26 protein-coding genes and 1 tRNA gene are annotated in these 26,017 nt (G+C 70.1%); 16 read left to right on the top strand and 11 right to left on the bottom strand.

Annotation, left to right across the window (positions count from 1 at the left end):
* The 3 genes from BST11_RS24025 to BST11_RS24015 all read right to left on the bottom strand — a co-directional run.
* Nucleotides 1–143 (bottom strand): WXG100 family type VII secretion target (locus BST11_RS24025; protein ID WP_042798136.1); only part of this gene is annotated, 143 nt, incomplete at its 3' end.
* A gap of 111 nt (nucleotides 144–254) precedes the next feature.
* Nucleotides 255–1,439: a PPE family protein gene (locus tag BST11_RS24020; protein WP_083140751.1), complete on the bottom strand. Its 1,185-nt coding sequence runs from the start codon at nucleotides 1,437–1,439 to the stop codon at nucleotides 255–257.
* Between the two features lie 63 nt (nucleotides 1,440–1,502).
* Nucleotides 1,503–2,345, bottom strand: coding sequence for a PPE family protein, SVP subgroup (locus BST11_RS24015; protein WP_083140750.1), 843 nt, complete (start codon nucleotides 2,343–2,345; stop codon nucleotides 1,503–1,505).
* Between the two features lie 355 nt (nucleotides 2,346–2,700).
* On the opposite strand from BST11_RS24015, the gene BST11_RS24010 reads away from it, so the two are divergent.
* Nucleotides 2,701–2,774: transfer RNA gene (locus BST11_RS24010), tRNA-Leu, on the top strand.
* 58 nt (nucleotides 2,775–2,832) lie between these two features.
* Here BST11_RS24010 and BST11_RS24005 read toward each other — a convergent pair.
* Nucleotides 2,833–3,477 (bottom strand): hypothetical protein, encoded by a 645-nt coding sequence (locus BST11_RS24005; RefSeq protein WP_083140749.1) that lies wholly within the window; start codon nucleotides 3,475–3,477, stop codon nucleotides 2,833–2,835.
* Nucleotides 3,478–3,627: 150 nt separating this feature from the next.
* Here BST11_RS24005 and BST11_RS24000 point away from each other — a divergent pair, with 150 nt between their 5' ends.
* The 9 genes from BST11_RS24000 (at nucleotide 3,628) to BST11_RS23960 (ending at nucleotide 12,430) form a co-directional block, all read left to right on the top strand.
* Nucleotides 3,628–4,380: a hypothetical protein gene (locus tag BST11_RS24000; protein WP_083140748.1), complete on the top strand. Its 753-nt coding sequence runs from the start codon at nucleotides 3,628–3,630 to the stop codon at nucleotides 4,378–4,380.
* Between the two features lie 29 nt (nucleotides 4,381–4,409).
* A complete protein-coding gene (locus BST11_RS23995) occupies nucleotides 4,410–5,165 on the top strand; it encodes a dienelactone hydrolase family protein (protein WP_083140747.1) in 756 nt (251 codons plus the stop codon).
* Nucleotides 5,166–5,177: 12 nt separating this feature from the next.
* A complete protein-coding gene (locus BST11_RS23990) occupies nucleotides 5,178–5,453 on the top strand; it encodes a DUF6295 family protein (protein WP_083140746.1) in 276 nt (91 codons plus the stop codon).
* On the top strand, nucleotides 5,450–6,217 hold the full coding sequence (locus tag BST11_RS23985; protein WP_083140745.1) for a DUF427 domain-containing protein: 768 nt from the start codon (nucleotides 5,450–5,452) through the stop codon (nucleotides 6,215–6,217). Before BST11_RS23990 ends, BST11_RS23985 begins: the two co-directional genes overlap by 4 nt.
* A gap of 396 nt (nucleotides 6,218–6,613) precedes the next feature.
* Nucleotides 6,614–7,723, top strand: coding sequence for a YncE family protein (locus BST11_RS23980; RefSeq protein WP_083140744.1), 1,110 nt, complete (start codon nucleotides 6,614–6,616; stop codon nucleotides 7,721–7,723).
* A 120-nt stretch (nucleotides 7,724–7,843) separates the two neighbouring features.
* Nucleotides 7,844–9,472: a long-chain fatty acid--CoA ligase gene (locus BST11_RS23975; protein ID WP_083140743.1), complete on the top strand. Its 1,629-nt coding sequence runs from the start codon at nucleotides 7,844–7,846 to the stop codon at nucleotides 9,470–9,472.
* A gap of 89 nt (nucleotides 9,473–9,561) precedes the next feature.
* Nucleotides 9,562–10,620, top strand: coding sequence for an NAD(P)H-dependent amine dehydrogenase family protein (locus BST11_RS23970; protein WP_083140742.1), 1,059 nt, complete (start codon nucleotides 9,562–9,564; stop codon nucleotides 10,618–10,620).
* Between the two features lie 68 nt (nucleotides 10,621–10,688).
* Nucleotides 10,689–11,552 carry a class II glutamine amidotransferase gene (locus tag BST11_RS23965; RefSeq protein ID WP_083140741.1) on the top strand — a complete coding sequence of 288 codons (864 nt, stop codon included), beginning with the start codon at nucleotides 10,689–10,691 and terminating at the stop codon, nucleotides 11,550–11,552.
* Nucleotides 11,553–11,560: 8 nt separating this feature from the next.
* Complete coding sequence (locus BST11_RS23960) at nucleotides 11,561–12,430, top strand: patatin-like phospholipase family protein (protein WP_083140752.1); 870 nt, start codon at nucleotides 11,561–11,563, stop codon at nucleotides 12,428–12,430.
* A 6-nt stretch (nucleotides 12,431–12,436) separates the two neighbouring features.
* Here the strand turns inward: BST11_RS23960 and BST11_RS23955 are convergent, their stop codons facing one another.
* Together BST11_RS23955 and BST11_RS23950 are read right to left on the bottom strand one after the other, a co-directional pair.
* Complete coding sequence (locus tag BST11_RS23955) at nucleotides 12,437–13,468, bottom strand: patatin-like phospholipase family protein (RefSeq protein ID WP_142276528.1); 1,032 nt, start codon at nucleotides 13,466–13,468, stop codon at nucleotides 12,437–12,439.
* 88 nt (nucleotides 13,469–13,556) lie between these two features.
* Nucleotides 13,557–13,964: a lipoprotein LpqV gene (locus BST11_RS23950; RefSeq protein ID WP_083140739.1), complete on the bottom strand. Its 408-nt coding sequence runs from the start codon at nucleotides 13,962–13,964 to the stop codon at nucleotides 13,557–13,559.
* 163 nt (nucleotides 13,965–14,127) lie between these two features.
* On the opposite strand from BST11_RS23950, the gene BST11_RS23945 reads away from it, so the two are divergent.
* Both BST11_RS23945 and BST11_RS23940 read left to right on the top strand, forming a co-directional pair.
* The gene (locus BST11_RS23945) at nucleotides 14,128–14,724 is read left to right on the top strand and encodes a cysteine dioxygenase (protein ID WP_083140738.1); all 597 of its coding nucleotides are present in this window, start codon (nucleotides 14,128–14,130) and stop codon (nucleotides 14,722–14,724) included.
* Nucleotides 14,724–15,143, top strand: a complete 420-nt coding sequence (locus BST11_RS23940; RefSeq protein WP_083140737.1) for a rhodanese-like domain-containing protein — start codon at nucleotides 14,724–14,726, stop codon at nucleotides 15,141–15,143. The genes BST11_RS23945 and BST11_RS23940 overlap by 1 nt, the downstream gene beginning before the upstream one ends.
* Here BST11_RS23940 and BST11_RS23935 read toward each other — a convergent pair.
* The 3 genes from BST11_RS23935 to BST11_RS23925 are packed head-to-tail and all read right to left on the bottom strand — an operon-like array spanning nucleotide 15,114 to nucleotide 18,707.
* The gene (locus tag BST11_RS23935; RefSeq protein ID WP_083140736.1) at nucleotides 15,114–16,847 is read right to left on the bottom strand and encodes an alpha/beta hydrolase; all 1,734 of its coding nucleotides are present in this window, start codon (nucleotides 16,845–16,847) and stop codon (nucleotides 15,114–15,116) included. The genes BST11_RS23940 and BST11_RS23935 overlap by 30 nt on opposite strands.
* 9 nt (nucleotides 16,848–16,856) lie before the next feature.
* Nucleotides 16,857–17,639, bottom strand: a complete 783-nt coding sequence (locus tag BST11_RS23930) for an enoyl-CoA hydratase (protein ID WP_083140735.1) — start codon at nucleotides 17,637–17,639, stop codon at nucleotides 16,857–16,859.
* Nucleotides 17,640–17,651: 12 nt separating this feature from the next.
* Nucleotides 17,652–18,707, bottom strand: coding sequence for an enoyl-CoA hydratase/isomerase family protein (locus tag BST11_RS23925; protein ID WP_083140734.1), 1,056 nt, complete (start codon nucleotides 18,705–18,707; stop codon nucleotides 17,652–17,654).
* Nucleotides 18,708–18,902: 195 nt separating this feature from the next.
* Here BST11_RS23925 and BST11_RS23920 point away from each other — a divergent pair, with 195 nt between their 5' ends.
* The gene (locus BST11_RS23920) at nucleotides 18,903–19,751 is read left to right on the top strand and encodes a Bax inhibitor-1/YccA family protein (protein WP_083140733.1); all 849 of its coding nucleotides are present in this window, start codon (nucleotides 18,903–18,905) and stop codon (nucleotides 19,749–19,751) included.
* 170 nt (nucleotides 19,752–19,921) lie between these two features.
* The gene (locus BST11_RS23915; RefSeq protein ID WP_083140732.1) at nucleotides 19,922–20,776 is read left to right on the top strand and encodes an endonuclease domain-containing protein; all 855 of its coding nucleotides are present in this window, start codon (nucleotides 19,922–19,924) and stop codon (nucleotides 20,774–20,776) included.
* 66 nt (nucleotides 20,777–20,842) lie between these two features.
* Here BST11_RS23915 and BST11_RS23910 read toward each other — a convergent pair whose 3' ends face one another.
* Both BST11_RS23910 and BST11_RS23905 read right to left on the bottom strand, forming a co-directional pair.
* On the bottom strand, nucleotides 20,843–22,060 hold the full coding sequence (locus BST11_RS23910) for an acetyl-CoA C-acetyltransferase (RefSeq protein ID WP_083140731.1): 1,218 nt from the start codon (nucleotides 22,058–22,060) through the stop codon (nucleotides 20,843–20,845).
* A 74-nt stretch (nucleotides 22,061–22,134) separates the two neighbouring features.
* Nucleotides 22,135–23,112 carry an SGNH/GDSL hydrolase family protein gene (locus BST11_RS23905; RefSeq protein ID WP_083140730.1) on the bottom strand — a complete coding sequence of 326 codons (978 nt, stop codon included), beginning with the start codon at nucleotides 23,110–23,112 and terminating at the stop codon, nucleotides 22,135–22,137.
* Between the two features lie 231 nt (nucleotides 23,113–23,343).
* Here BST11_RS23905 and BST11_RS23900 point away from each other — a divergent pair, with 231 nt between their 5' ends.
* Nucleotides 23,344–24,420 carry an alpha/beta hydrolase gene (locus BST11_RS23900; protein ID WP_083140729.1) on the top strand — a complete coding sequence of 359 codons (1,077 nt, stop codon included), beginning with the start codon at nucleotides 23,344–23,346 and terminating at the stop codon, nucleotides 24,418–24,420.
* A gap of 60 nt (nucleotides 24,421–24,480) precedes the next feature.
* Nucleotides 24,481–25,887, top strand: a complete 1,407-nt coding sequence (locus BST11_RS23895; protein ID WP_083140728.1) for a cystathionine beta-synthase — start codon at nucleotides 24,481–24,483, stop codon at nucleotides 25,885–25,887.
* Nucleotides 25,888–26,017: the final 130 nt, after the last annotated feature.

The raw sequence follows: 26,017 nt of genomic DNA, 5'->3' as shown, positions 1-26,017 counted from the left end.
TGGCCGCTCCAGCCCGCACCGGCGATGTTCATCGACGACGCCCACATCTTGCGCGCCTCGTCCTCCACCGTCTGCGCATGGACCTCGAACCGGCCCGCCATCGCCCGCATCTCATGCGGGTCAGTCATAAAACGTGTTGCCATGTTTCCTTTCTCCTTGTCTCGAAGCGTCGCGACGCGGTGTGAGCCGCGTCACGCATAGATTACGGCCTGGCGGCCGATTGCTGAGCTTTTTGGCCTCCCTTTTTCCGCACCTCAGACGACGACTTGTTTGGGCATGACGATGGGCTTGAAGCCGTACCGCGGACCCGAGCCGTAGGCGCCGGCGCCCTTGGCCGCGGCCGCCATGCCACCGGGGGCCCCGATCAGCGGGGCGCCGGCGTTGGCCTCTTCGGCGGCGACGGCCCAGCCGCTGCCTTCGGCCGCGGTCGCGCCGACGGTGGTCGCCGGCGTGGCCGACGCCCAGCTGGCCGGCACCGAAAGGCCGCCGACCGCGGCCGATTCGCCCAGGGCCCCCGATACCGCCCCACCCGACACCGAATTCACGAAGGCGCCTTCCGCCCCGGCGACCGGAACCACCTCGGACGCGGCGGCCGCCGCCGGCGCCGCGGCCGCGGTGGCGGCCGTGTGCACGTACGACACCGCGGTGGGGATGGCCGCACCGACGAACCATGCCGCCGTGACACCAACCTGCTGGATGCCGTTGAAGATGAGACCCGTGCCGAAGTCGGCGTCGGCGGCCTGGATCAAGCCGGCCACCTCCGGGTACGAGGTGGACAGGGCCGCCCAGAGGTTGTCGCCGAAGGCCCCCGTTCCGAAGTCCCCGGCGAGCATCGAGAAGGCGTCCGCGGCCGGGTTCGCCGTTGCCGCAGCCGTAGTGGCCGCGGGCTGGATCAGACCGGCCGCGGGGTTGGTGGTCGGCGCCGCGGGCGTCAGCGGCTGCAGGACCGAGCTCGCCATCGCCGCCGCGGAGTAGGTGTACATCGTGACGGCGTCCTGGACCCACATTTCTGCGTACAGGGCCTCGGTGGCCATGATCGCCGGCGTGTTGATACCCAGGAAATTGGTCGCCACCAGCGCGGCCAACTGGGCCCGGTTGGCCGCGATCACCGGCGGGGGCACCGTGCCGGCGAACGCGGCCTCGTAAGCCGCCGCCGAGGCCGTGGCCTGCGCGGCCGCCTGCTCGGCGGCCGCCGCCGTGGTGGCCAGCCACTCTATGTAGGGTTGGGCCGCCGCCGCGGCCGATGCCGACCCCGCGCCCGTCCACTGCTCGCCGGTCAGGGTCGCGATGATGGACTCCCATTGGGTTGCGGTCGTGCTCAATTCCGCGGCCAAACCGTTCCAGCTCGCCGCGGCCGCCATCAGCGGACCGGAACCGGCGCCGGTGTACATCAGCGCGGAGTTGATTTCGGGGGGCAGCGCTGCAAAGTCGAAGACCATGTCTTATCCCTCTGACTCTTTCGTTTTGTTGTCGGCTTGAAGCGATCGCGGGGTATGCGGGGCCTACACGGCGGCGAGACCGAGTTTCTTCATGACGATCGGTTTGACGCCGTAGCGCGGCGCGCCGAAGCCGGAGCTGTTGCGCGCCCCCGAGGTCAGGCCGGGCATGCCCGGGATGATCCCCGGCGACCCGGACGATGTGGCCGACGTCAGGGTCGCGCCCGATAGCGCGCCGACGCCGGCGCCGGACACCGGCGTCGCCGACGCGGCCCAACTGGGCGGCACCGACAGGGCGCCGACCATCGTGGCCCCGCCGATCGCCCCACCCGGCAGCGGGGTAACACTGCTCACGCCGGCGCTGGCGCCGGCAGCACCGAGGCCGGCATCCGCCGCGGCCACGTCTCCGGCAACACCGGCGGCACCGCTCCACCAGTCCTCGGGCACCAGACCACCGCCGGCCATACCGATCAGGCAGGACATGGCCGAGGCCCAGTTGCCCCCCTCGAAGTTGACGAAGTTGGCGGCGTTACCCGACAGGGCAAACGGGCTGCCGTTGGTCGACGGCCCCATGAACACGGCCATGTCGTTGAGGAAGTCGGTGAGCGGGTTGGTGGCTTCGGCCGCGTTGGTGGCTTCGGCCGCCGAGTAGCTGTTGGAGCTCAGGCCCAGGGTCTGCACGAACTGCTGCTGGACCTGGTTGGCCTCGGCGGCGAACTGCTGGTAGACCGTGCCGTAGGCGCCGAAGATCCCGGCCTGCAGCTGGGACACCGGGTCCGCCGCCGCGGGTGCGATGGTGGTGGTCGGGGCTGCGGCCGCGGCGTTTTGTGCCGCCAGCGAAGTCCCGATCCCCTGCAACTGCGCGGCGGCGGCGAGCAACTCCTCGGGAATTGTCGTCAGGAATGACATCTGCTGCTCCTAATTGATGTTCGGAACGTGTCACTTCCACACGGCAGAACCTGTGTGTCGGCGTAACGGATCCTGTGCGTCGGCGTAAGGCTAACTAGCTACGAGTCCACATTCCCGACGGAAAAGGCCGTGGTCACGGGCGTTTACGGCTTCTTAACGATGGCGCGGCCAGTTTTAACAGGACCCCGTCGGGCGACATAACGCCGTCATACGAGCCGCACCGGAAAACCACGCGGAGGCGCGCGGCGCGCGGATCCTACGCCGGCCACGGCGTGGACGCATCTCGGCAAACTGGCTAATCCGGTGGGGATGCGATGTCCTGGAGCGCGGCGCCTCGCGCTAGATTCGCCGCCGGGCCCCCATAGCCCAATTGGCAGAGGCAGCGGACTTAAAATCCGCCCAGTCTGGGTTCGAGTCCCAGTGGGGGCACGGTGTCGACGACAAGCACGCCAGGCGGCACCGCGCCCACCCGCTGGCGCGTCGGACCTCAGGCCCGCGCATGCACCGAAACCCGGTCGTCGACACCCCACCACTGCACCGGCCGGCGGGAACCGACTTCGGTCCAGTCCCGGTCGAGTATCCGGTGCATCTCGGCATCGCCGGTGCCGCCGCCCGGACCCTCGCCGACGTAGATGACGCGTTTGCCGCTGTAGGCCAACAAGGTTCGCGCACCGACGTTTTGGCCATGCGGCGGCCAGGAAAGGAAAAGCGTCCTGTCGGGGTGCAGGGCCGCCGCCTCGGCGCAATCCTTCGCGAGGACCTCCGCATAGAGGTCCTCGCCGTGCCAGCCATTGGCGAGCAGTTCCCTGCCGGGGTTGAGGTCGTAGCAGGCGACATCCACTCCCAGCTGCCCGAGCAGGTAGGCCCAGTAGCCGGTGCCCGCGATCGGATCGACCAGGCCGCCCCGTGCGTGCCCGGCCACGAACGCCACCGTGTCCGGGTCGGGGATGGTCCAGCAGTACTTCCTGACCATCAGCTGCCGGTTCGGCGCGCGGGCCATGCTCTCCGCCACCGACCGGTCCAGCCTGAATTCACCGACCACCGGGTTACCCCGGAAGCTGTCGGCCTCGACGCAATCCTTGACGGCCTCCCAAAACGGATTGTCGATCGCGGTTTGCCGTCCTCCCCTCAAGCCGAGGTCCTCCTCTCAGCCGCTCGGGTCGCCTCGGTGAAGCTTCGCACGGCTGGCGAGCGGTGTCTCCCGGTCCCGGCTGGGCGGCCGCGGTGGGCGAGGCGTTGCCGCCGACGAAGCCGCGAAGCCCGACTCATACACTGACCCATCGTGGGCATGCTGGTGTGCTTGGCGCCGTGGATCGTCTACTGGGTGCTGGTCGGTCACGTCCCGTTCGCCGCCGCCGCGCTGGTGGCACTGGCGGTCGCCGTCGGAGCGTTCGCCGTCGACCGCGCCGGCGACAAGCTGTTCCAGACCGGTGCCGTCGCAACGTTTTTGGTGCTGACCCTCCTGACGTTCACGCTGGGCGACGGGTTCGGCCGGCGCTGGATGTTGCCGCTGAGCATCGCCGGCATCCTCCTGGTGGCCCTCGTCGGCGCGCTGACCAACAAGCCGTTCGTGCGGGGGGCCGTCGCCACCGAGCAGCCCGACGACGTCGTCAAGACGGAGCCGTTCGGCCGGCTGGTCGGCGTGTTGACCTGGGTGTGGGTCGCCGCGTTGGCCGGCATGACGGTGTCATCGGCGATCCCGCCCCTCCTGGACACCAGGGACCCGCTGTCCTACGCGTGCTCCTGGATCATCCCGTTCTCGCTGTTGGGCACGGCGACGCTGGCGTCGCGGATCCTGCCCGACCGAATGCTGGCCGGGATCGACGACGCCGTCCGGGAGACCTCGTTCGTCGCCTACGACGAAGCCACCATCGACGAGCTGTACTTCCTGGCCCAGGAACACGCCAACCGCGAGGTCGGCCCCGGCAAGGAGGCCTACCAGGTCAAGGTCGGCGGCATGGGGGTGCCGCTGACCGGAGACGAGTCGCGCAAGTCGTGGCCGTCGACCTACAAGGTGCGCGACAAGAAGCGCTAGACGCGCCAACCCAAGCAAGGAGCATCCCGATGAACGCGCCCAGTCCAGATGCCATCCGCGCGGAAACGATCACCATCACCGGCCACGGCGGCGACGAGATCGAGGCCTACCGCGCCACGCCCCTCGCCGAGGGATCGCGCGGTGGAATCGTGTGGATCCACCACATGCCCGGCTACGACCGGGAAACCAAGGAGTTCGTCCGCCGGCTCGCCGTCAGTGGCTACCACGCGATCGCCCCGAACCTCTACTCCCGCGAGGCGCCGGGCGCCGCCCCCGACGACGCCGCCGCGGCCGCGCGGGCGGCCGGGGGCGTGCCCGACGACCGTCTGGTAGGCGACGTCGCGGGCGCCGTCGAGCACCTGCGCTCCTTGCCGCGGGCGAACGGGAAGTTCGGCGTCATCGGGCACTGTTCGGGCGGGCGCCACGCGTTCCTGGCGGCGTGCTCGCTGCGGTTCGACGCCGCCGTGGATTGCTACGGCGCCTTCGTCGTCGAGGAGGCGCCCGAGGGCATGCCCAAGACCATGAAACCGATCCTGCAGCTGGCCCCGAACCTCAGCTGCCCGCTGCTGGGCCTGTTCGGCGGCGACGACATCTTCCCGGCGCCGTCCGGGGTGGCCACGCTGGACGCCGAGCTGACCCGCCTGGACAAGCCGCACGAGTTCCACTCCTACGACGGCGCGGGGCACTCGTTCTTCTCCGTCGACCGGCCCGCGTATCGGCCGGAAGCGGCGGTGGACGGGTGGCGCCGCATCGACGACTTCTTCGCCACGCACCTGAAAGGCTAGGCGCGACAACACATGTGCACTTATCTCACCGAGCACGTACAGATCGACGGCAGCGGCAAGGGCGCGACCGGATGGTTCGGCGCGACCCGCGCCACCGTGTACGTCGACCACCCCGTCCACGCCCCCTACGGCCACACCGTCAACATCGACGTGATCAACCCGGAGCTGGGGCCGTCGGCGCGGGTCGCGCTCGAACTCACCGAGGAGAGCGCCCTGGCTCTGGCCGACGCCATCCACCACGCGATCGCCCACGCGCCCGCCGGGCTGGCCTCCAAGGACCAGATATGAGCGCCGAACGCGACTACCCCCAGATGGCCGCCGCCCGCGGGCGCGTCGAGCCCGCCCCCCGCCGGGTCCGCGGCTACCTCGGCCACGAGCTGGTCTTCGACACCACCGCGGCCCGCTATGTGTGGGAATTGCCTTACTACCCAGCGTATTACGTGCCGTTGACGGATGTGCGCACCGAGTTCCTCCGCGACGAAAACCACCCGCAGAAGGTGCAGCTCGGCCCGTCGCGGCTGCACTCCCTCGTCGGCGGCGGGAAGACCTATCCCTCGGCGGCCCGGGTGTTCGACGATGGGGACGGCCCGGTGGCCGGCACCGTGCGGTTCGAATGGGATCCGCTGCGGTGGTTCGAGGAAGACGAGCCGATCTACGGGCATCCCCGCAATCCGTATTCGCGGGTCGACGCACTGCGCTCCCACCGACGCGTCCGCGTCGAGCTGGACGGAATCGTATTGGCCGACACCGCATCTCCGGTCCTGCTCTTCGAAACCGGTTTGCCCACAAGGTATTACATCGACCCAACCGATGTCGCGTTCGAGCACCTGGAACCCAGCGCCACCCAGACGCTGTGCCCCTACAAGGGAGTGACATCGGGCTACTGGTCGGTCCGGACCGGCGATGAAGTGCACCCGGACCTGGCGTGGACCTATCACTATCCGCTGCCCGCCGTCGGACAGATCGCCGGCCTGGTGGCCTTCTACAACGAGAAGCTCGACATCGTCGTCGACGGCGTGGCCCTGCCGCGCCCGCAGACGCAGTTCAGCTGAGCCGGCGCGCGGGAACGGGCAAATGTGACATTCGCCTCGTCTGGCCCGAAAACCCTAAGAATCCCTTAATTATTCGATTTGACGCGAAGAACGCCGGAGCTTCGCCCTGCGACGGATCGGGCTGGCAGGCGATGCGGCCGGGTTCGCTACCGCGCCGCACGCACACCCGTGAATAAGAGCACTTTAAGCATCGGCGCCGCCGTGGATGTGAGGTGTCCGGCAGCCGCGCAGTTGAATCCATTTTGTCCGAAATCGGCTCGGTAAAATTTCTCACAAGTAGCCATCGATGGATGGCGGAGCCCGATCCACGCAGGGCCGCCCGGTGTGTGTCGCACAGCCTTGTCTGCAGACCACACGGCGCCCCGGGCATACCACTTGAAGCAAAGGCGGTGCGGCATGCACGTTGTGAACCGGAACGACGATCAGGTCATCGAATTGGGTGCGGCACCGGGATTCCCCCTGGTGGTCCGGGTCGGCGTGGGTCAGGGCCCGATCAGCGACATCGTCGCCAGTCCCGACGGCAGCCGGCTGTTGGTGGCCAACTACGGCCTCGACAGCGTCTCGGTCGTCGACACCCACAGCTGTCGCGTCGTGGAGACCATTGCCGGACTCAACGAGGCCTACGCGTTAGCCATGGGTGGCCACGATGCCAACCGCGCCTATGTCAGCACGGTGTCGGCGGCGTACGACGCGATCGAGGTCGTCGACGTGCCGAGCAACACGGTGATCGCGTCGCACCCGCTGGCGCTCAACGTCAGCGACCTGGCGGCGAGCCCCGACGGAAACCACGTCTACGCCAGCCGAAACGGCGCCCGCGGCACCGACGTCGCCGTCCTGGACACCAGGACCGGTGACGTCGAGGCGATCGCGCTGCCCACCCGGCCGGGCACCACCACCCAATGCGTGCGGGCCAGCTCCGACGGGCGGCGCCTCTATGTCGCGGCGAACGGCCCGGCCGGCGGACAGCTCGTCGTGATCGACGTCGGCGGAACGCCGACGAGCTTGCGCGTCACCAGCACCGTCGAGATCGGCCTGCCGATCCGCGACGTCGCGCTCAGCCCCAACGGCGCGATCGCCTACGTGGCCAGCTGCGCACCCGAGCTGGGCGCGGTGATCGACGTCGTCGACACCCGCACCGCCAAGATCACCGGCACCCGCAAGCTCGGCGAGGTGGGCGGCTCTCTCAGCGGGGTCACCGGGCTGACGCTCAGCGGCGACGGCGACCGCGCCTACCTGGTCAGCCAGGACGGCATCACGGTGCTGTGCACGCTCACCCACGACGTCATCGGGACCATGGGGGTGGCCGACCAGCCGTCGTGCGTCGTCGAAAGCGCCGACGCCCGCTACCTGTACATCGCCGACTATGCCGGAACGCTCACCGTCGCGCCGGTCGCCTCGATCGTCGCGCTGAGCGTGGAGGTCGCCGAGACCTCGGCGCACGAAGACGACACCCCCGGCCAGTGGGTCGTGCCCGAGCTGCCGCAGTACGAGCCCGCCCTGGCCTGACGGCCAGGGTAAAACGCGTGTTGTCGGGGAACCCGTTTTCTCATGGCCAGGTGCGGCGATAGCATTCGCCCGACCGGATCCGAGGCGGTGCCGCGCCGAGACGCGTAAGGCGGTACATCGATGGACAGCACGATGCAGGACTTTCCGCTGACGATCACCGCGATCCTGCGGCACGGCTGCGGCGTCCACGGGGCGCGCACCGTCACCACCGCCACCGGCGACGGCTACCGGCGGACCACCTACCGCGAACTGGGACGGCAGGCCGCCCGACTGGCAAACGCGTTGCGTCGCCTCGGCATTAGCGGGGACCAGCGCGTCGCCACGTTCATGTGGAACAACGCCGAACACCTGGCGACCTACCTCGCGGTGCCGGCGATGGGGGCCGTCCTGCACACGCTCAACATCCGGCTGTTCCCGGAGCAGATCGCCTACGTGGCCAACGAGGCCGAGGACCAGGCCGTGCTCGTCGACGCGTCGCTGGCCAAACTGCTGGCGCCGGTCCTTCCCGAGCTGGAGACCGTGCACACGGTGATCGTGGTCGGGGAGGGCGACACCGGGGCCCTGCGCGAGTCCGGCAAGGCCGTGTTGGACTACGCCGAATTGATCGACGGCGAATCCGCCGACTTCGACTGGCCGCGGCTCGACGAGAACTCCGCCGCGGCGATGTGCTACACGAGCGGCACCACCGGCCACCCGAAAGGCGTTGTCTACAGCCATCGTTCGAGCTATCTGCACACCATGGCGGCGTGCACGGTCAACGGCATCGGGGTGGGGGCCGTCGACTGCATCCTGCCGGTCGTGCCGATGTTCCACGCCAACGCATGGGGGCTGCCGTACGCGGCGCTGATGGCGGGCGCCGACCTGGTGCTGCCCGATCGCCACCTCGACGCCCGCTCCCTGATCGACATGGTCGAAACGCTGCGGCCCACCGTGGCGGGCGCGGTCCCCACGATCTGGAACGACGTGCTGCACCGCCTCGAGGACGACCCCGACCACGACATGTCCTCGCTGCGCCTGGTGGTGTGCGGCGGCTCGGCCGTCCCGGTCTCGCTGATGCGCACCTTCGAGGAAAAGCACGGCGTCCAGATCCGTCAGCTGTGGGGCATGACGGAGACGTCACCGATGGCCACCATGGCCTGGCCGCCGCCGGACACCCCTGAGGACCAGCACTGGTCGTACCGCGCGACGCAGGGCCAGCCGGTGTGCGGGGTGGAGATGCGGATCGTCGACGACGACGGCGCGGTGCTGCCCAACGACGGCGAGGCCGTCGGCGAGGTGGAGGTCCGCGGCCCCTGGATCGCCGGCTCCTACTACCGGGGGCGCGACGCGTCCAGGTTCGACAAGGGCTGGCTGCGCACCGGCGACGTCGGGCGCATCGACGAGCGGGGCTTCGTCACCCTGACCGACCGCGCCAAGGACGTCATCAAGTCCGGTGGGGAATGGATCTCGTCGGTCGAGCTGGAGAACTGCCTGATCGCACACCCCCAGGTGCTCGAGGCGGCCGTCGTCGGGGTCCCCGACGAGCGGTGGCAGGAGCGGCCGCTCGCGGTCGTGGTGGCCAAGCAGTCGTCGGTGAGCGCCGACGAGCTGCGAACGTTTTTGGCGGACAAGGTCGCCCGGTGGTGGCTGCCCGAGCGGTGGACGTTCGTCGAGGAGATCCCGCGCACCAGCGTGGGCAAGTACGACAAGAAGGCGATCCGGGCGCGCTACGCCGAGCGCGGCTACTGGGTGGTCGAAACCCGCGACTGACGGCGACCCGCGAGCAGACGCAGAATCGCACAGTTTCGCCGCGAAATGTGCGATTCTGCGTCTGCTCGGCAGAGTGAGAGGGTGACGGCATGGGCTTGCGTGTCATTCAATGGGCGACCGGGGGCGTCGGGACGGCGGCGATCAAGGGGGTGCTGGAACACCCCGACCTCGAACTCGTTGGCTGCTGGGTGCATTCGGAGGCCAAGACCGGCAGGGACGTCGGCGACATCATCGGTGCAGCCCCGCTGGGCGTGATCGCGACCAACAGCCTCGACCAGGTGCTGGCAACCGACGCCGACGCGGTGATCTACGCCCCGCTGTTGCCCAACATCGAGGAGGTCGCGGCGCTGCTGCGCTCGGGCAAGAACGTGGTCACCCCGCTGGGGTGGTTCTACCCGAGCGAAAAGGAGGCCGCCCCATTGGAAATCGCGGCGCAGGCCGGCAACGCCACACTGCACGGCGCCGGTATCGGTCCGGGCGCGGCCACCGAGCTGTTCCCCCTGCTGCTGTCGGTCATGTCCACCGGCGTGACTTTCGTTCGCGCCGAGGAGTTTTCGGATCTGCGCACCTACGGCGCGCCGGACGTGCTGCGCTACGTGATGGGCTTCGGCGGCACGCCGGACAGCGCGCTGACCGGGCCGATGCAAAAGCTGCTCGACGGCGGCTTCGTCCAGTCCGTCCGGCTGTGTGTCGACCAACTGGGCTTCGCCGCCGACCCCCGGATCCGTTCGTCGCAGGAGGTGGCCGTCGCGACCGCGCCGATCGACTCGCCGATCGGGGTGATCGAGCCCGGCCAGGTCGCCGGCCGCCGCTTTTCCTGGGACGCGCTCGTCGGCGACGCGGTCGTCGTGCGGATCACCGTGAACTGGTTGATGGGGTCCGAAAACCTCGATCCCCCTTGGTCGTTCGGGCCCGCGGGGGAACGCTACGAGATCGAAGTGCGGGGCAACCCGGACACCTTCGTGACCGTGAAGGGGTGGCAGCCCGAAAGCGTGGAGGCGGGGCTGCACAGCAACCCCGGCATCGTGGCGACCGCCGCGCACTGCGTGAACGCGGTCCCCGCCACCTGCGCCGCCCCGGCGGGCATCCAAAGCTTCTTCGACCTGCCGCTGATCACCGGCCGCGCCGCCCCCGGGCTGGCGCGCTGACAGCGACGGGCGTCGCACCCGCTGCCGCGAGACCTGACCGCCCAACCTCCTTCGGTACCGTCGGCACCATGTGCCGACTCTTTGGCCTGCACGCCGGGACCCACGCGTGCACCGCCACGTTCTGGTTGCTGAACGCCCCCGACAGCCTGTCCGAACAAAGCCGCAAAAACCCCGACGGGACGGGCCTGGGCGTCTTCGACGGCCTCGGCCGGCCCCAGCTGCACAAGGAGCCGATCGCGGCCTGGCGGGACGCCTCGTTCGCGACCGAGGCACACGAACTGACCGGCACGACGTTCATCGCCCACGTCCGTTATGCGACAACGGGTTCGCTCGACGTGCGCAACACCCACCCGTTCCTGCAGGACGGCCGGATCTTCGCGCACAACGGCGTCGTCGACGGCCTGGGCGACATCGACGCGCGGCTGCGCGACCTCGGCACCGCCGACCTGGTCGGCGGCGACACCGACTCCGAACGGGTCTTCGCGCTCATCACCGCCTCGATCCGCGCCCGCGACGGCGACGAGACGGCCGGGCTGGTCGACGCCGCGCGCTGGCTGGCCGCCAACGTGCCCGTCTACGCGCTCAACGTGCTGCTGAGCACGGCAACCGACATGTGGGCGCTGCGCTACCCCGAGGCCCACGAGCTCTACGTTTTGGACCGCCGCGATGGCCACACCGCGCCCGCCCCGGAGTTCGACCTGCGCACGCACCGAATCCGTGCCCGCTCACAGCAGTTGTGCGCCCGCTCGTCGGTGGTGTTCGCCAGCGAACCGATGGACGACGATCCGCGCTGGAGCCCGCTCGAGTCGGGGGAACTCGTCCACGTGGACGCCGGGCTGCGGATCGCCCGCCGCGTGGTCCTGACCGACCCGCCCACGCACCCGCTGCACCGCTCCGACCTGAGCCCGACCGCCCAGCGGGCCCAGCACTGATGACCGGCGTGACACCGAAACGCGCGCTCGTGCTGGCCGGCGGTGGAATAGCCGGAATCGCCTGGGAGACAGGAGTTCTGCGGGGCATCGCGGACGAGTCGCCGGCGGCGGCGCGGCTGCTTTTGGATTCGGACGTGTTGGTGGGCACGTCGGCGGGTTCGGCGGTCGCCGCGCAGATCGGCAGCGGCACCCCGCTCGAGGCGCTGTTCGACCGGCAGGTCGCCGGGGCGTCGGCCGAGATCGATTCCGGCGTCGACGTCGACGACATCGCCGAAATCTTCCTGACCGCCCTCGGCCGGCCCTACGACGAGACACAGGACAAGACCCGGCAGCAACTGCAGCGCATCGGGGCGGTGGCCCTGGCGACCAAGACCGTTCCCGAGCCCGTGCGGCGCCGGGTGATCGCCCAGCGGCTGCCGTCGCACGATTGGCCGGAACGGGTGCTGCGGATCACCGCGATCGACGTCACCACCGGCGAATTGGTGGTCTTTGACCGCGGGTCCGGGGTCGGGCTCGTCGATGCGGTCGCGGCCAGTTGCGCGGTGCCCGGGGCGTGGCCGGCCGTGACGATCGACGGCCGGCGCTACATGGACGGCGGGGTCGCCAGCTCGGTCAACCTCGCGGTGGCCGGCGACTGCGACACGGCCGTCGTGCTGGTGCCCTCCGGCGCCGACGCGCCCGCGCCGTTCGGCGACGGGCCGGCCGCCGAGGTCGCGGCGTTCGCCGGCCCGACGTTCGCGACCTTCGCCGACGCCGCCTCGCTGGCGGCGTTCGGGCCCAACCCGCTGGATCCGCGCTGCCGCATCGATTCCGCGGTGGCCGGGCGCGAGCAGGGCCGGCGCGAAGCCGCGGCCGTGGCGCGGTTCCTCGGCGTCTGACCGCGCTCAGCCCTCGACCGCCGGCCGCTCCCGCGCGGCCGCCAGCGCGTCCAGCGCGTCGTTGGTCAGCGCCCGGCCCACCGCGATCACCTCCACCGCGCGATGGAACTCCAGGCCCCGGCACGTCGACCGCGGCACCTCGATCAGCAGGTCGGGCGGGTAGGTCGCCAGCGTGTGGCGCGCCAGCGCGGACTGCGCGATGTCGATGGTGCGGTTCATGACCTCGAAGCTGCCCAGTTTCGGCACCCCGGCGACCTCGGCCATGACCTCCGGATCCACCCCCTCGGGGTCGTCGGACCCGAACCGGCTCAGCACCGCCCGCGCGGTCGGCCGGTCCAGCAGCGACCGGGCCGCCGCGGTGTCCAGCAGCGCGGACGTGCTGCGCACCATGCGGTTCAGCCACTCGGCGGTGGCGCCCGGTTCCGCGTCACCGTCGCCGTCGACGCCACCGGCCTCGCTGCCGCTGAGGCTGACCGCGATCGTCAGGTCGGCGTTGACCGCCGCGATCGGGGCCATAGGCAGCGGATCGAGGATGCCGCCGTCGGCGAGCAGGCGCCCGTCGAGCGCGTGCGGGGCGATGACGCCCGGGATCGCGATGGACGCCCGGATCGCCTCGTCGAGGGGGCCGCGCTGAAACCACACCGACTTGCCGGTCAGCAGGTCGGTGGCGACCGCGGTGTAGGGGATGGGGAGCTGCTCGATGGACACCGGGCCCAGAATGTCGCGCACCGCGTCCAGGATCTTGCCCGCCCGCAGCACGCCGGACGCGCTGATGGACGGGTCCAGCAGCCGCAGGATGGTGCGCTGGGTCAAAGACTTGGCCCAGTCGGCGAACTCGTCGAGTCGCCCGGCCGCCTGCAGCCCGCCGACCATCGCGCCCATCGAGGAACCGGCGATCCCCACGATCTCGTAGCCGCGCGCCCGCAGCGCCTCGATCACCCCGATGTGGGCGTATCCGCGGGCGCCGCCGCTACCCAGCGCCAGCGCCACCCGGGTCGCCGCCGATCGACCCGCCACTTCGCCACGTCCGCCGGGCATGCGTTCATTCTGCGCGGCTCGGCGCGCCGGCAGCCGCCGAGAGGCACTTTTCCTACCCGTGATCCCAATTGCGCCGTCGGATCGCGCGCTACCCGCACTCGTCCTTGGCGGCGGCGCGCGCGGCGATGATCACGGCCGCCTGGCGGGCCGGCGTCAGGTCCGACCATCGGATGTTCCAGGTGCCGGCCGTCCCCGATGGCCACGCCTGGATCATGGCCAGGTATCGCTCCAACGCGGACCCACCCTGGCCGGACTCCGCCTCCATCCAGACCTTCGCGGCGTGACAGGCCTGGAAATACTCCTCTTCCGTCGAATCCGCGGGGACGTCGACCCGAGTCGTCACGCCGCCGGGGGAAACGCCGATGGCCCCCGGCGGGACCGAGGCCGCGCCGCGCGGGATGGCCGACGGTCGCGCCGACGACAACGTGGCCTGGCCACCGGGGGCGCCATCCGAGCAGCCCGGCGCCGCCACCAACACGGTCGCGACGGCCGCCACGGTCCCAACGAAGACCGCGCCCCGCCGCCGACGGCGATGTCCGCACCAGCGCACGCTCTCAATCTATGCAACACTGGCGGCCGTGACGGAGCGCTTCGGATTTTGCGAGTGTTGTCGGCCCTGACGCCGCCGCTCGCCCATCCGTTGACCCTGGAGCTCCCCGATGTCTGTCTCTGTTGCCACTGAACCGCCGCGCGCCGCGCGGCGCCCCCTGACCGTCTCGCCAAGCCGCTGGCCGTCGGCGGGACCCACCCGGCTGCGCGTGCCCGACCTGATGCACGCCACCGACCAGGCCGCCGACCACGTGCTCAGCGGGCGCTGCGACCACCTGCTGCCCAAGGACGGCATACCGGCGTCGACGCGCTGGTTCACCCGCATTCACGGCGACGAGGAACTCGACGTTTGGCTGATCAGCTGGGTTCCCGGCCGCGCCACCGAGCTGCACGACCACGGCGGGTCCCTGGGTGCGCTGACCGTCGTGTCCGGGTCGCTCGACGAATACCGTTGGGACGGGCGGGGTTTGCGGCGCCGCCGACTCGACGCCGGTGACCAGGCCGGGTTCCCGCTGGGCTGGGTGCACGACGTCGTGTGGGCGCCCGGGCCCCTCGCGGGCCCGGTCGCACCATCGGCCGGCCGTCCCACCCTGAGCGTGCACGCCTACTCGCCACCCCTGACGGCGATGTCGTACTACGAGGTGACCGACCGCAACGTGCTGCGCCGCCAGCGCACCGAACTGACCGACCAACCGGAAGGGCCGTGATGAGCCGCATCGACGTCGTCCTGCGATCGGCCCGGCGCCGGCTGCAGCGCCTCAGCCCCGCCGAGGTGCCCGGGGCGCTGCGGCGCGGGGCGGTGCTGGTCGACATCCGGCCGCAGGCCCAGCGCTTTCGCGAGGGCGCGCTGCCGGGCGCCCTGCTGATCGAACGCAACGTCCTGGAGTGGCGGTGCGACCCGACCAGCGACGCCCGGCTGCCGGAGGCCGTCGGCGACGACGTCGAATGGGTGATCGTGTGCTCGGAGGGCTACACCTCCAGCCTGGCGGCCGCCGCGCTGCTGGACATCGGCCTGCACCGCGCCACCGACGTCGTCGGCGGCTATCACGGGCTGTCCCGCGCGGGCGTGCTCGACCAGCTGGCCGCGGATCCGGGCCTAACCGCTGGCGTGCAGCAGCGGCCGTAGCCTGGCCGTCTTGTCCGGTGTCCACCCGGGCGGAGACAGCACCGCGGCCCAGGCGTCGGCGACGTCGGCGACGTAGTGGTGGCCGTGCCCGTCCGGCACGTTCTGGGCGACGGCCATGTCGGCGGAGACCTGCAGGAACGTCACCACCGGGATCCACTCGGTGTCGGGGAGGACGTCGTAGCCGCGTTTTTCCCGCAGCCAGTCCGGCCGGGCGAACAACAGGTTGCGGTTCCACCAGGCGATGGGGTCCGAGGCGTGCTGCAGGTAGACCACCCGCGGGTGGTCCCACGCGGCGGCCGGTCGTCCCAAATCGCTTGCGCGAGCGACGAAGCGGACGTTGCGGCCGTCGTTGTAGATCGGCAACCACTCCGGGCTGCCCGCATCGCGCGTGGCGGTCAGGTCGGTCCAGATGGTGTTGTTGAAGGTCGGGCCGCTGAACAGGGCGCCGTCGGTGCGAGCCAACACGTTGTTGAGGCTCATGAACGGCGCCTCGCCGCCGAACGAGCCCAGGCTCTCGCCGAACACGACGAGCTTGGGGCGTTCGGCCTCGGGCATCTGGCGCACCAGCCGGTCGACGGCCTCGAACAGCGCCTGGCCCGCGTGCCGGGCGTTCTCCCGGTCCACCAGGAAGGACAGCCAGCTCGGCAGGTACGAGTACTGCATGGTCACGATCGCCGTGTTGCCGTTGTACATGTACTCCAGCGCCGAGGCTTCGGCCTCGTTGATCCAACCCGTCCCGGTGGTCGTGGCGACCGCGACGACCGCGCGCCGCAGCCCGCCCTCGCGCTGCAGCTCCCGCGCCGCGAGTTCGGCGGTCGCGGTGATGCCGTCGGCGGACTCCAGCCCGGCGTAGGCGCGGATCGGCGCGGTGGCCGGCGCGCCGTTGAATGCCGTCAGCTGCTCCACCCGCGGGCCGCCGTTGACGAAGATGCGGCCCTGGTGGCCCAGCGACTCCCACGACACCAGCGACTCCGGGCCGCCGGACCGCAGCGAGGTTTTCGGCGGCGCGCTGTCGGGCGTCATCTCCTCGTTCACCGACGCGAACGTGTTGTTCATGGTGCGCATCGCGAACTTGAGCACCACGCCGTTGAGCAGCGTGATGGTCAGCACCACCAGCCCGATGATGACGATGGTCACCGAGAGCCGAAACGGCGCCACCCGGTCGAGCTCGCCAACCAGGAAGGTGACCAGCCAGCGGATGAACTGGCCAATCTCGACGAGCGTGAAAAGCACTACCAGCGACAGGATCCCGGCGATGGGGTAGTCGTACCACTTGAGGTGTTCGACGCCCATCAGGTCGCGCACGTTGTCCTGCCAGACGTGGAACCAGATCGCCATCAGCACCATGCCGATCGCCCCGAGCGGCACGAGCACCATCCACGCCCAGCGCGGCGCGGGCGGGCTGTGCTTCCGGGTGCGCATGAAGCGGACCAGCCAGACGGCGAAGACCCCGAAGCCGTAGCCGATCGCCCCGGCGATCCCGCTGACCAGACCCTGGAACAACGCGCCGCGCGGCAGCAGCGACGGCGTCAGCGAAAGGAGGATGAAAATGAGGCCGACGGCGGTGCCGGTGAAGGTGTAATGCCTTACCCACCAAGGATTCTTGGCCGGGCCCGGCTCGCGAGGCCGTTCGGCGGCTTCCCGCTCGGCGTCGCGGTCGGACTGGTCTTGTGCGACGGTCGTCGCGGGGCCCGGTTCGCTCATCGAGACGGCCTATCGGTGGGTGAAGTTGGGCGGCCGCTTTTCGATGAACGCCGCCATCCCCTCGGACTGGTCCTCGGTCGCGAAGGTCGAGTGGAACAGCCTGCGCTCGTAGAGAAGTCCCTCGGTCAGGGTGGACTCGAAGGCCCGGTTGACGGCCTCCTTGGCCATCCGCGCCGCGGACCGCGACATCTTCGAGATGGTGGTGGCGACGGCCTTGGCCTCGGTCAGCAGGTCGTCGGCCGGCACCACCCGCGAAACCAGGCCGCTGCGTTCGGCTTCCGCCGCGTCGATGGTGCGCCCGGTCAGGATGAGGTCCATGGCCTTGGCCTTGCCGATGGCGCGGGTGAGCCGCTGCGTACCGCCCATCCCCGGCAGCACGCCGAGCTTGATCTCGGGCTGGCCGAACTTCGCCGTGTCGGCGGCGATGATCACGTCGCACATCATCGCCAGCTCGCAGCCGCCGCCCAGCGCGTGCCCGGCCACCGCGGCGATCGTCGGGGTGCGGACGGCGGCCAGCTTGCCCCAGGTGGCGAAGAAGTCGGCGCCGAACGCGTCGGCGAACGTCAGGCCGGCCATCTCCTTGATGTCGGCTCCGGCGGCGAACGCCTTGGCCGAACCCGTGATGACGATCGCCCCGATGCCGGGATCGTCGTCGAGTTCGGTTGCCGCGCCGGTGACTTCGCGCATCACCTGGCTGTTGAGCGCGTTGAGGGCCTTCGGCCGGTTCAGCGTGATGATCCCGACTCGCTCATCGCGCTCGACGAGGATGGTTTCGTAATCATTTTCGGCCATGCCCTGCTCCTCCTAGAAGCTCAGGTCGTCGTCGACCGGCTCGAAATACGCCTCGACGTCGGCGGCGGTGATTTCGTCCAGCGTCGCCGGCGACCACTTGGGGTTGCGATCCTTGTCGATGATCTGCGCCCGGATGCCCTCCACCAGGTCGTGTGAGCGCGCCGACGCGCTCGACACCCGATAGTCCTGCACCAGAACGTCTTCGAGGGTCTCCAGCTTGGCGGCGCGGCGTACGGCTTCCAACGCCACCGACACGGCGATGGGGGAGCGGGTGGCGATCAGGTCGGCCGCCGCGGCGGCCGGCTGTGAGCCGTGCGCCCGCAGCGCGGCGACGATGTCCTGGGCGGTGTCACCCGAAAAGCACGCGTCGATCCAATCACGTTGTGCGGCAAGCTCACTCGGTGGCGGCTCGACAGCGTGACGGGCCAATGCGCCGTCCACGCCTTCGGCGATGATCGCCGCGGTGAACGCGCCGAGTTCGCTGTGCGGCACGTAGTGGTCGGCGAATCCCATCGCGATGGCGTCGGATCCGGAAAACGGGGCCCCGGTCAAGGCGGCGTACAGCCCCAGCGCGCCGGGCGCGCGGGACAGCAGGAACGCCCCGCCGACGTCGGGGATGAACCCGATGCCCACCTCGGGCATCGCGATCTTCGACGTGTCGGTGACCACCCTGGTGTTCCCGTGCGCGCTGACGCCGACACCGCCACCCATGACGATCCCGTCCATCAGCGACACGTAGGGCTTGCCGAACCGCCCGATCTGTCCGTTGAGCAGATACTCGTCGCGCCAGAACCGCCGCACCTCGACGCCGTCCTTGCGGGCGCTGCGATAGACGGCGACCACGTCCCCGCCGGCGCACAGCCCGCGCTCGCCGGCCCCCTCCAACACCACCGCGCGCACCGCGTCGTCGGTTTCCCAGCGGGTGAGCACGTCGCGCAGCGCGTCGACCATGTGCTGATTGAGCGAATTGATGGCCTTGGGGCGGTTGAGCGTGATCACGCCGACGCCGTTGGCCACCCGGGTCAGGACATCCTCGGTTGCCTCGGCCGCACCCGATTTCGTGGTCACGCGCCCGCTCCCTCCACGTCCGATGCCGCCCCGGTCTCGACCAGCAATCTAGATCGTCACGAGCGCAGCGGTGGCCGCGGGTAAGGTTTATGTTTGACCGGACGACAACAGCACAGGTCGAGCAGCAGGTCCGGGAACCCGGGTGGCCCGTTGGTCGTTGAGCAGTCATCCACAGTCATAGGGAAGGATCCGACAGTGCGGGAGACAAGTAACCCGGTATTTCGTTCTCTGCCGAGGCAGAGGGGCGGATACGCGCAATTCGGCACTGGCGCCGCCCAGGGCTATCACCAGGCGGACCCCTACGCGGCCGCCCCCTACCAGGAGGCACGCGAGGTCAGCGCCACCCGGCCGCTGACCATCGACGACGTCGTCACCAAGACCGGCATCACCCTGGCCGTGCTGACGGCCGCGGCGGTCGTCTCCTACTTCCTCGTGGCGTCCAACCTCGCGCTGGCCATGCCGCTGACCCTCATCGGCGCGCTCGGCGGCCTGGGGGTGGTGCTGATCGCGACGTTCGGCCGCAAGCAGGACAGCCCGCCGCTCGTGCTCACCTACGCCGTCCTCGAGGGTGTGGCGCTCGGCGCGATCTCGTTCGTCTTCGGCAACTTCGCGGTCTCCGGCGCCAACGCGGGCACGCTGATCGGGGAGGCCATCCTCGGCACCTTCGGGGTGTTCTTCGGGATGCTGGTCGTCTACAAGACCGGGGCCATCCGGGTCACGCCGAAGTTCACCCGGATGCTGGTCGCCGCGATGTTCGGCGTGCTGGCCCTGATGCTGGGCAACTTCGTGCTGGCGATGTTCAACGTCAACCACGGCGCGGGCCTGGGCCTGCGCAGCGGCGGCACGCTCGCGATCATCTTCTCGCTGGTGTGCATCGGCATCGCCGCGTTCAGCTTCCTGATCGACTTCGACGCGGCGGACCAGATGATCCGCGCCGGGGCGCCGGAGAAGGCGGCGTGGGGCATCGCGCTGGGCCTGACCGTGACGCTGGTCTGGCTGTACCTCGAGATCCTGCGCCTGCTCAGTTATCTACAAAACGACTAGCCGGCGAGCAGTCGCAAAAGCCCCCGCACGCTCGGCGTGGCGGGGGCTTTTTGCGTGCGGGCGCCCTTCCGTGCCGTTGACTCTGCGCTGGTGGCGGGCCCCACTCGCACTTTTGCGCCCTGGACGCAGAGTCAACGAAGAGTGTCGGTACGGGATGCCAGCATGCGCGCATGGAGTCCGCCCGCCAGCCGTTCATCGGCACCGAGGCGCTGGCCGCCGGCCGGGTGAGCCGGCACGAGCTGCGCACGCGCTACCGCGCGATCATGCCGAACGTCTACCTGGACAGACGCGCTGAAGCCTCTCTTCGACAGCGCGCCATGGCCGCCTGGCTGTGGTCGAGCCGGGAGGCGGTGGTGGCCGGAGTCGCGGCGTCGGCGTTGCACGGCGCCAGGTGGGTGGACGGCGATGCACCCGTCGAATTGATCTGGCGCAACGCGAGAGCGCCGGGGGGCGTCGTGACCCGCGCCGAGCTGCTGTTGAGCGACGAATTCCAGCGGCTCGATGGTCTGGCCGTGACGACACCCCAGCGCACCGCGTACGACATCGGCAGGCGTGGGACCGTCGGCCTCGCCGTCGCTCGCCTCGACGCGCTCGCGGCTGCCACCGATTTCAAGGTCAAAGATGTCGAGGAGCTCGCCGGCAACCACCGTCACGCGCGTGGCCTGCGCCAATTGCGGCGAGCGCTCGATCTCGTCGACGGCGGAGCCCAGTCGCCGAAGGAGACCTGGCTGCGGCTCCAGCTGATCACCGCGGGCTTCCCGAGACCGCGAACCCAGATCCCGGTACCGGGGCCGGACGGGTTTCCCCGCTACTTCCTCGACATGGGCTGGGAGGACATCAAGCTCGCGGTCGAGTATGACGGCGGACAGCATTGGACGGATCCGTCGCAGTTCGCCGCGGACGTCGACAGGGCCGAGTACATCGCCGCCCTCGGCTGGACCGTCGTGCGGGTGGTCTCGCGCCACCGGCGTTGTGACGTGATTCGCCGGGTGCGGCGGGCCTGGGACGCCCGGCCAAGGCGTTGACCCTGCGTTGGCGGCGGGCGTTACTCGCACTCCTGCGCCGTGGACGCGGAGTCGACGCGGTCCGGGCTAGGACAGCCGCTCGATCACCATCGCCATGCCCTGCCCGCCGCCGACGCACATGGTCTCCAGGCCCAGCGTCTTGTCGTGCGCCTGCAGGTTGTTGATCAGCGTGGTGGCGATGCGCGCGCCGGTCATGCCGAACGGGTGGCCCAGCGCGATCGCCCCGCCGGAGACGTTCAGCTTGTCCTCGTCCATGCCCAGCTCACGCGCCGAGCCCAGCACCTGCACGGCGAAGGCCTCGTTGATCTCGTACAGGTCGATGTCGTTGATCGACATGCCGGCCCGGGCCAAGGCCTGCTTGGACGCCTCGATCGGGCCCAGGCCCATGATCTCCGGGGACAGCGCGCTGACGCCGGTCGACACGATGCGGGCCAGCGGCGTCAGCCCCAGCTCCTTGGCCTTGGTGTCGCTGGTGATCACCAGAGCGGCCGCGCCGTCGTTGAGGGGGCACGCGTTGCCCGCCGTCACGGTGCCATTGGGGCGGAAGACCGGCTTGAGCTCGGCGACCTTCTCGTAGGTGGTACCGGGCCGCGGGCCATCGTCGGTGCTCACGGTGGTGCCGTCGGGCAGCGTCACCGGGGTGATCTCGCGCTCGAAGTGCCCGCTCTTGATCGCCTCCTCGGCGCGGTTCTGGCTGCGCACCCCCCAGCGGTCCTGGTCTTCGCGGCTGATGCCGGTCATGATGGCGACGTTCTCGGCGGTCTGACCCATCGCGATGTAGACGTCGGGCAGGTTCCCGTCGGCGCGGGGGTCGTGCCATTCGTCGGCGCCGGCGGCGGCCGCGGCCGAACGCTCCTGTGCCTCGTTGAACAGCGGGTTCTTGGTGTCTGGCCACGAGTCGGAGTTGCCCTTGCCGAACCGCGAGACGGTCTCCACCCCCGCGGAGATGAAGGCGTCGCCCTCGCCCGCCTTGATCGCGTGGAACGCCATCCGCGTGGTCTGCAGCGACGACGAGCAGTACCGGTTGACGGTGGTGCCCGGCAGGAAGTCGTAGCCGAGTTCGACGGCGACGACGCGCGCCATGTTGAAGCCGGACTCGCCGCCCGGCAGGCCGCAGCCCAGGATCAGGTCGTCGATCTGGTGCGGGTTGAGCGCGGGGACCTTGTCGAGCGCGGCGCGCACCATCTGGGCGGCCAGGTCGTCGGGCCGCATGTTCACCAGCGACCCCTTCATGGCGCGGCCAATCGGCGAGCGAGCGGCAGAGACGATGACGGCTTCAGGCATGACGGTTCACTCCCATGGGATGCGGGCTCGCCGGATAACCGGGTGGTGTGTCCACCCCGACGGCTAGAACAAATCTAGTCGGTGCCGGCCGGCTGCCGCGAAGACGGGGCAAGCGGCCCGGGCACCGGGCGCCGCCACAGCCGCGACATCACGCTGAGCCGCGTGTGGGCCTGGCCGAGGACCGGCGCGCCGGCGGGCGCCGGGCCCGCGGTCTGCGGGCCGTCGCCCTCGACGCCCAGCGCGTCGAGCGCGGCGCGCAGCAGGACCCCGGCGGCCAGCGCGTAGGCGGCCGCGGAGGGATGGTAGCCGTCGGCGGAGAACATCTGGTCTGGCGCGGCCCGGAACTGGGGCGCGAGCAGCTGCGCCATGGGGACCGGCACGCCGCCGGCCGCGCGGACGGCGACGGCCTGGGCCCGGGCCAGCTGCGTCGTGCGCGCGTGCGCCAGCGACCGCAGCGGCTGCGGGATGGCGCTGATGACCCCGAGGTCGGGGCAGGTGCCCACGACCACCACGGCCCCGCGGGCGCGCAGCCTGCGGACCGTCGAGCCCAGCCGCTCCGCCGACTGGCCGATCCCGTTGAGCGCCGTGACGTCGTTGGCGCCCAGCATCATCACCGCCACGTCCGGCGGCGGCCCGGCCACGAACATCGCGTCGACCTGGCCGGCAACGCCTTTCGAGGTGGCGCCGACGATGGCCTTGGTGCTCAGGCGGACCGCCCGGCCGGTCCGCTCGGCCAGGCCGCGCGCGATCAGGACGCCGGGCACCTCTTCGGCGCTGCGGCAGCCATAACCGGTGGCCGTCGAGTCGCCGAAGATCATCAGGTGCGTGTCGACGGGCATGCCGCGGTGCCACCGCTGGACCGGGCCGCCGCCGGGCGTGTAGACGCCGTCGGCGCGCGGTGGGGTTTCGCAGGCCTTGGGGATGACGGTGCGCGTGTGCGCCGCCTGGCCGACCAGCAGGTTGCGTGCGCCCAGCACGGCCGTGCCCGTCGAAGCGAGCGCCCCCGCTGTGGCCAGGGCGATCGTCGACCGACGCGGCACCCGGATGGTCACGGCATCAGTTTAGATCGGCTTGAGGGTTTGCGCGGGCGGCTTCTCAACAAAGTGGTCACGTTGTGAATCAAATGTGGTATCAAATCAGATTCTTCAAACGTTCTACTCAGTAATGCCTGTCAAGCTAAGTTCAAGAGGTTGGCTGAACGCCCTGGCGATCGGGCTGAACCAGACGCTCGCCTGCTTCGTCGCATGCTGTATCGGACTACAAAGGCGTAGGAAGAGGTGAGCATGACCGCACCGAGTGAGGTATCCGGTTCGCCCCGGACTGCCATTCGGCCACACGAAATCCTCAAACGACGTAGAGTTGAGGCACGCAGATTCGCCATCAGCGACGGTGCGCCGGTCGAGGTTCTCGAGTCCGGTCCCAGCGTTGCTGCGCGGGTCGCTAACCTGGCGTCACGGCTGACCATCCGACCCGTTCTGGCCGTCGGTAGCCACGTTCCCACGATGCCCTGGCCCTGGGGTCTCATCGACGCCGCGGCCCGGGTCCTCCTCCCGGTGTCGGCCACCGTCCGCGAGACCGTGAACTTGCCCAATGCCTCCGCGCAGCTCGTCCGCGCGCCCGGCGTGCTGCCCGCCGACGGCACCCGGCGGGTCGTCGTCTATCTGCACGGCGGCGCGTTTTTGACGTGTGGAGCAAACTCCCACGGCCGGCTCGTCGAGGCGTTGTCAAAGTTTGCTGACGCCCCGGTTCTTGTCGTCAATTACCGGCTTCTGCCCAAGCATTCCGTGGGGATGGCGCTCGACGACTGCCACGACGCCTACCGGTGGCTACGCGAGCGGGGCTTCGAGCCCGATCAGATCGTGCTGGCGGGCGACTCCGCCGGCGGGTATCTCGCGCTCGCCCTGGCGCAGCGGCTCCAGGAGGAAGGGCCCGAATCGGAGGTGCCCGCGGCGCTGGTGGCGATCTCGCCACTGCTGCAGCTAGCAAAGGAATGCAAACAGGCGCACCCCAACATCAAGTGCGACGCCATGTTCCCGGCGAAGGCCTTCGACGCGCTCGTCGAGTTGGTTGCTAGCGCCGCCAAAAAACGCATCGTCGACGGCAAACCCGAAGAGGTTTACGAGCCCCTGGAGCACATCAAGCCCGGCCTGCCGCGGACGCTGATCCACGTCTCGGGATCCGAGGTGCTGCTGCACGACGCGCAGCTCGCGGCGACCCGGCTGGCGGCGGTCGGGGTGCCGGCCGAGGTGCGGGTGTGGCCGGGCCAGGTCCACGACTTCCAGTTGGCCGCGCCGCTGGTGCCCGAGGCGATCCGTTCGCTGCGCCAGATCGGCGACTACATCCGCGAAGCCGCCGGCTGACCCGCCCGTCCGGCGGACCGGGGGTGTGCGCCTCCCGAAACCGCCTGAGACGATGAACGCATGCGGATCGCGCAGCACATCAGTGACCTCATCGGCGGGACGCCGCTGGTCCGGCTGAACTCCGTCGTGCCCGACGGCGCCGGCATCGTGGCGGCCAAGGTCGAGTACCTCAACCCGGGCGGCAGCTCCAAGGACCGGATCGCGGTGAAGATGATCGACGCCGCCGAGGCCAGCGGGCAGCTGAGGCCCGGCGGCACCATCGTCGAACCCACATCGGGCAACACCGGCGTCGGCCTGGCCCTGGTGGCGCAGCACCGCGGGTACAAGTGCGTGTTCGTCTGCCCCGACAAGGTCAGCGAGGACAAGCGCAACGTGCTGCTGGCGTACGGCGCCGAGGTCGTCGTGTGCCCGACGGCGGTGCCGCCCGAGCATCCGGACAGCTACTACAGCGTCTCCGACCGGCTGGTCACCGAGATCGAGGGCGCCTGGAAGCCCGACCAGTACGCCAACCCGGAGGGGCCGGCCAGCCACTACGCCACCACGGGGCCGGAGATCTGGGCCGACACCGACGGCAAGATCACCCACTTCGTCGCCGGCATCGGCACCGGCGGCACGATCACCGGCGCGGGCCGCTACCTCAAGGAGGTGTCCGGTGGCCGGGTCCGGATCGTCGGCGCCGACCCGGAGGGCTCGGTGTACTCGGGCGGCAGCGGGCGGCCCTACCTGGTCGAGGGCGTCGGCGAGGACTTCTGGCCACAGGCCTACGACCGCACGGTGCCCGACGAGATCGTCGCGGTGTCGGACTCCGACTCGTTCAACATGACCCGGCGGCTGGCGCGTGAGGAGGCGATGCTGGTCGGCGGCTCGTGCGGGATGGCCGTGGTCGCAGCGCTCAAAGTCGCCGAGGAAGCCGGGCCCGACGCGCTGGTGGTGGTGCTGCTGCCCGACGGCGGGCGCGGCTACATGTCCAAGATCTTCAACGACGCGTGGATGTCGTCGTACGGGTTCCTGCGCGCGCGCCTCGACGGGTCGACCGAGGAGGCCTCGGTCGGCGACGTGCTGCGCAGAAAATCGGGGGAGCTGCCCGACCTGGTGCACACCCATCCGTCCGAAACGGTGCGCGACGCCATCGGCATCCTGCGCGAGTACGGCGTGTCGCAGATGCCCGTCGTCGGTGCCGAGCCGCCGGTGATGGCCGGCGAGGTGGCCGGCAGCGTGTCCGAACGCGAGCTACTGTCCGCCGTCTTCGAGGGGCGGGCGAAACTGGCCGACGCCGTGGCGCTGCACATGAGCCCGCCGCTGCCCATGATCGGCGCCGGCGAGTTGGTCGGCGCGGCAGGCAAGGCGCTGCGTGACTGGGACGCATTGATGGTGGTGGAGCAGGGCAAGCCGGTCGGGGTCATCACCCGGTACGACTTGTTGGGCTTCCTGTCGGAGGGCCCGCGCGGGCTCAGCGGCCGGCGTTAGCGGGGCGCGGATCGGCGCGTCCTCAGGTACTGTAATGCGGCCTGGTTCAGCTAACTCAGTGGAGGGTTGCCCATGACCGATCAACCAACGCCCGGCGAGTCTTACCCCCCGCCCTCCGGGTACCAACCCC

Origin of the sequence: Mycobacterium alsense (genome assembly GCF_002086635.1) — a bacterium.
GTDB classification, from domain to species: domain Bacteria; phylum Actinomycetota; class Actinomycetes; order Mycobacteriales; family Mycobacteriaceae; genus Mycobacterium; species Mycobacterium alsense.
Note: the sequence above shows the minus strand (reverse complement) of the source record. Positions and strands in the feature narration are given on the sequence as shown.

Excerpts from the sequence above, each read along its gene's own strand:
- BST11_RS24020 (WP_083140751.1), bottom strand. The coding sequence starts at position 1,439 with ATGGTCTTCGACTTTGCAGCGCTGCCCCCCGAAATCAACTCCGCGCTG.
- BST11_RS24015 (WP_083140750.1), bottom strand. The coding sequence starts at position 2,345 with ATGTCATTCCTGACGACAATTCCCGAGGAGTTGCTCGCCGCCGCCGCG.
- BST11_RS23995 (WP_083140747.1), top strand. The coding sequence starts at position 4,410 with ATGAACGCGCCCAGTCCAGATGCCATCCGCGCGGAAACGATCACCATC.
- BST11_RS23990 (WP_083140746.1), top strand. The coding sequence starts at position 5,178 with ATGTGCACTTATCTCACCGAGCACGTACAGATCGACGGCAGCGGCAAG.
- BST11_RS23985 (WP_083140745.1), top strand. The coding sequence starts at position 5,450 with ATGAGCGCCGAACGCGACTACCCCCAGATGGCCGCCGCCCGCGGGCGC.
- BST11_RS23980 (WP_083140744.1), top strand. The coding sequence starts at position 6,614 with ATGCACGTTGTGAACCGGAACGACGATCAGGTCATCGAATTGGGTGCG.
- BST11_RS23975 (WP_083140743.1), top strand. The coding sequence starts at position 7,844 with ATGGACAGCACGATGCAGGACTTTCCGCTGACGATCACCGCGATCCTG.
- BST11_RS23970 (WP_083140742.1), top strand. The coding sequence starts at position 9,562 with ATGGGCTTGCGTGTCATTCAATGGGCGACCGGGGGCGTCGGGACGGCG.
- BST11_RS23965 (WP_083140741.1), top strand. The coding sequence starts at position 10,689 with ATGTGCCGACTCTTTGGCCTGCACGCCGGGACCCACGCGTGCACCGCC.
- BST11_RS23955 (WP_142276528.1), bottom strand. The coding sequence starts at position 13,468 with ATGCCCGGCGGACGTGGCGAAGTGGCGGGTCGATCGGCGGCGACCCGG.
- BST11_RS23945 (WP_083140738.1), top strand. The coding sequence starts at position 14,128 with ATGTCTGTCTCTGTTGCCACTGAACCGCCGCGCGCCGCGCGGCGCCCC.
- BST11_RS23940 (WP_083140737.1), top strand. The coding sequence starts at position 14,724 with ATGAGCCGCATCGACGTCGTCCTGCGATCGGCCCGGCGCCGGCTGCAG.
- BST11_RS23935 (WP_083140736.1), bottom strand. The coding sequence starts at position 16,847 with ATGAGCGAACCGGGCCCCGCGACGACCGTCGCACAAGACCAGTCCGAC.
- BST11_RS23930 (WP_083140735.1), bottom strand. The coding sequence starts at position 17,639 with ATGGCCGAAAATGATTACGAAACCATCCTCGTCGAGCGCGATGAGCGA.
- BST11_RS23915 (WP_083140732.1), top strand. The coding sequence starts at position 19,922 with ATGGAGTCCGCCCGCCAGCCGTTCATCGGCACCGAGGCGCTGGCCGCC.
- BST11_RS23910 (WP_083140731.1), bottom strand. The coding sequence starts at position 22,060 with ATGCCTGAAGCCGTCATCGTCTCTGCCGCTCGCTCGCCGATTGGCCGC.
- BST11_RS23900 (WP_083140729.1), top strand. The coding sequence starts at position 23,344 with ATGACCGCACCGAGTGAGGTATCCGGTTCGCCCCGGACTGCCATTCGG.
- BST11_RS23895 (WP_083140728.1), top strand. The coding sequence starts at position 24,481 with ATGCGGATCGCGCAGCACATCAGTGACCTCATCGGCGGGACGCCGCTG.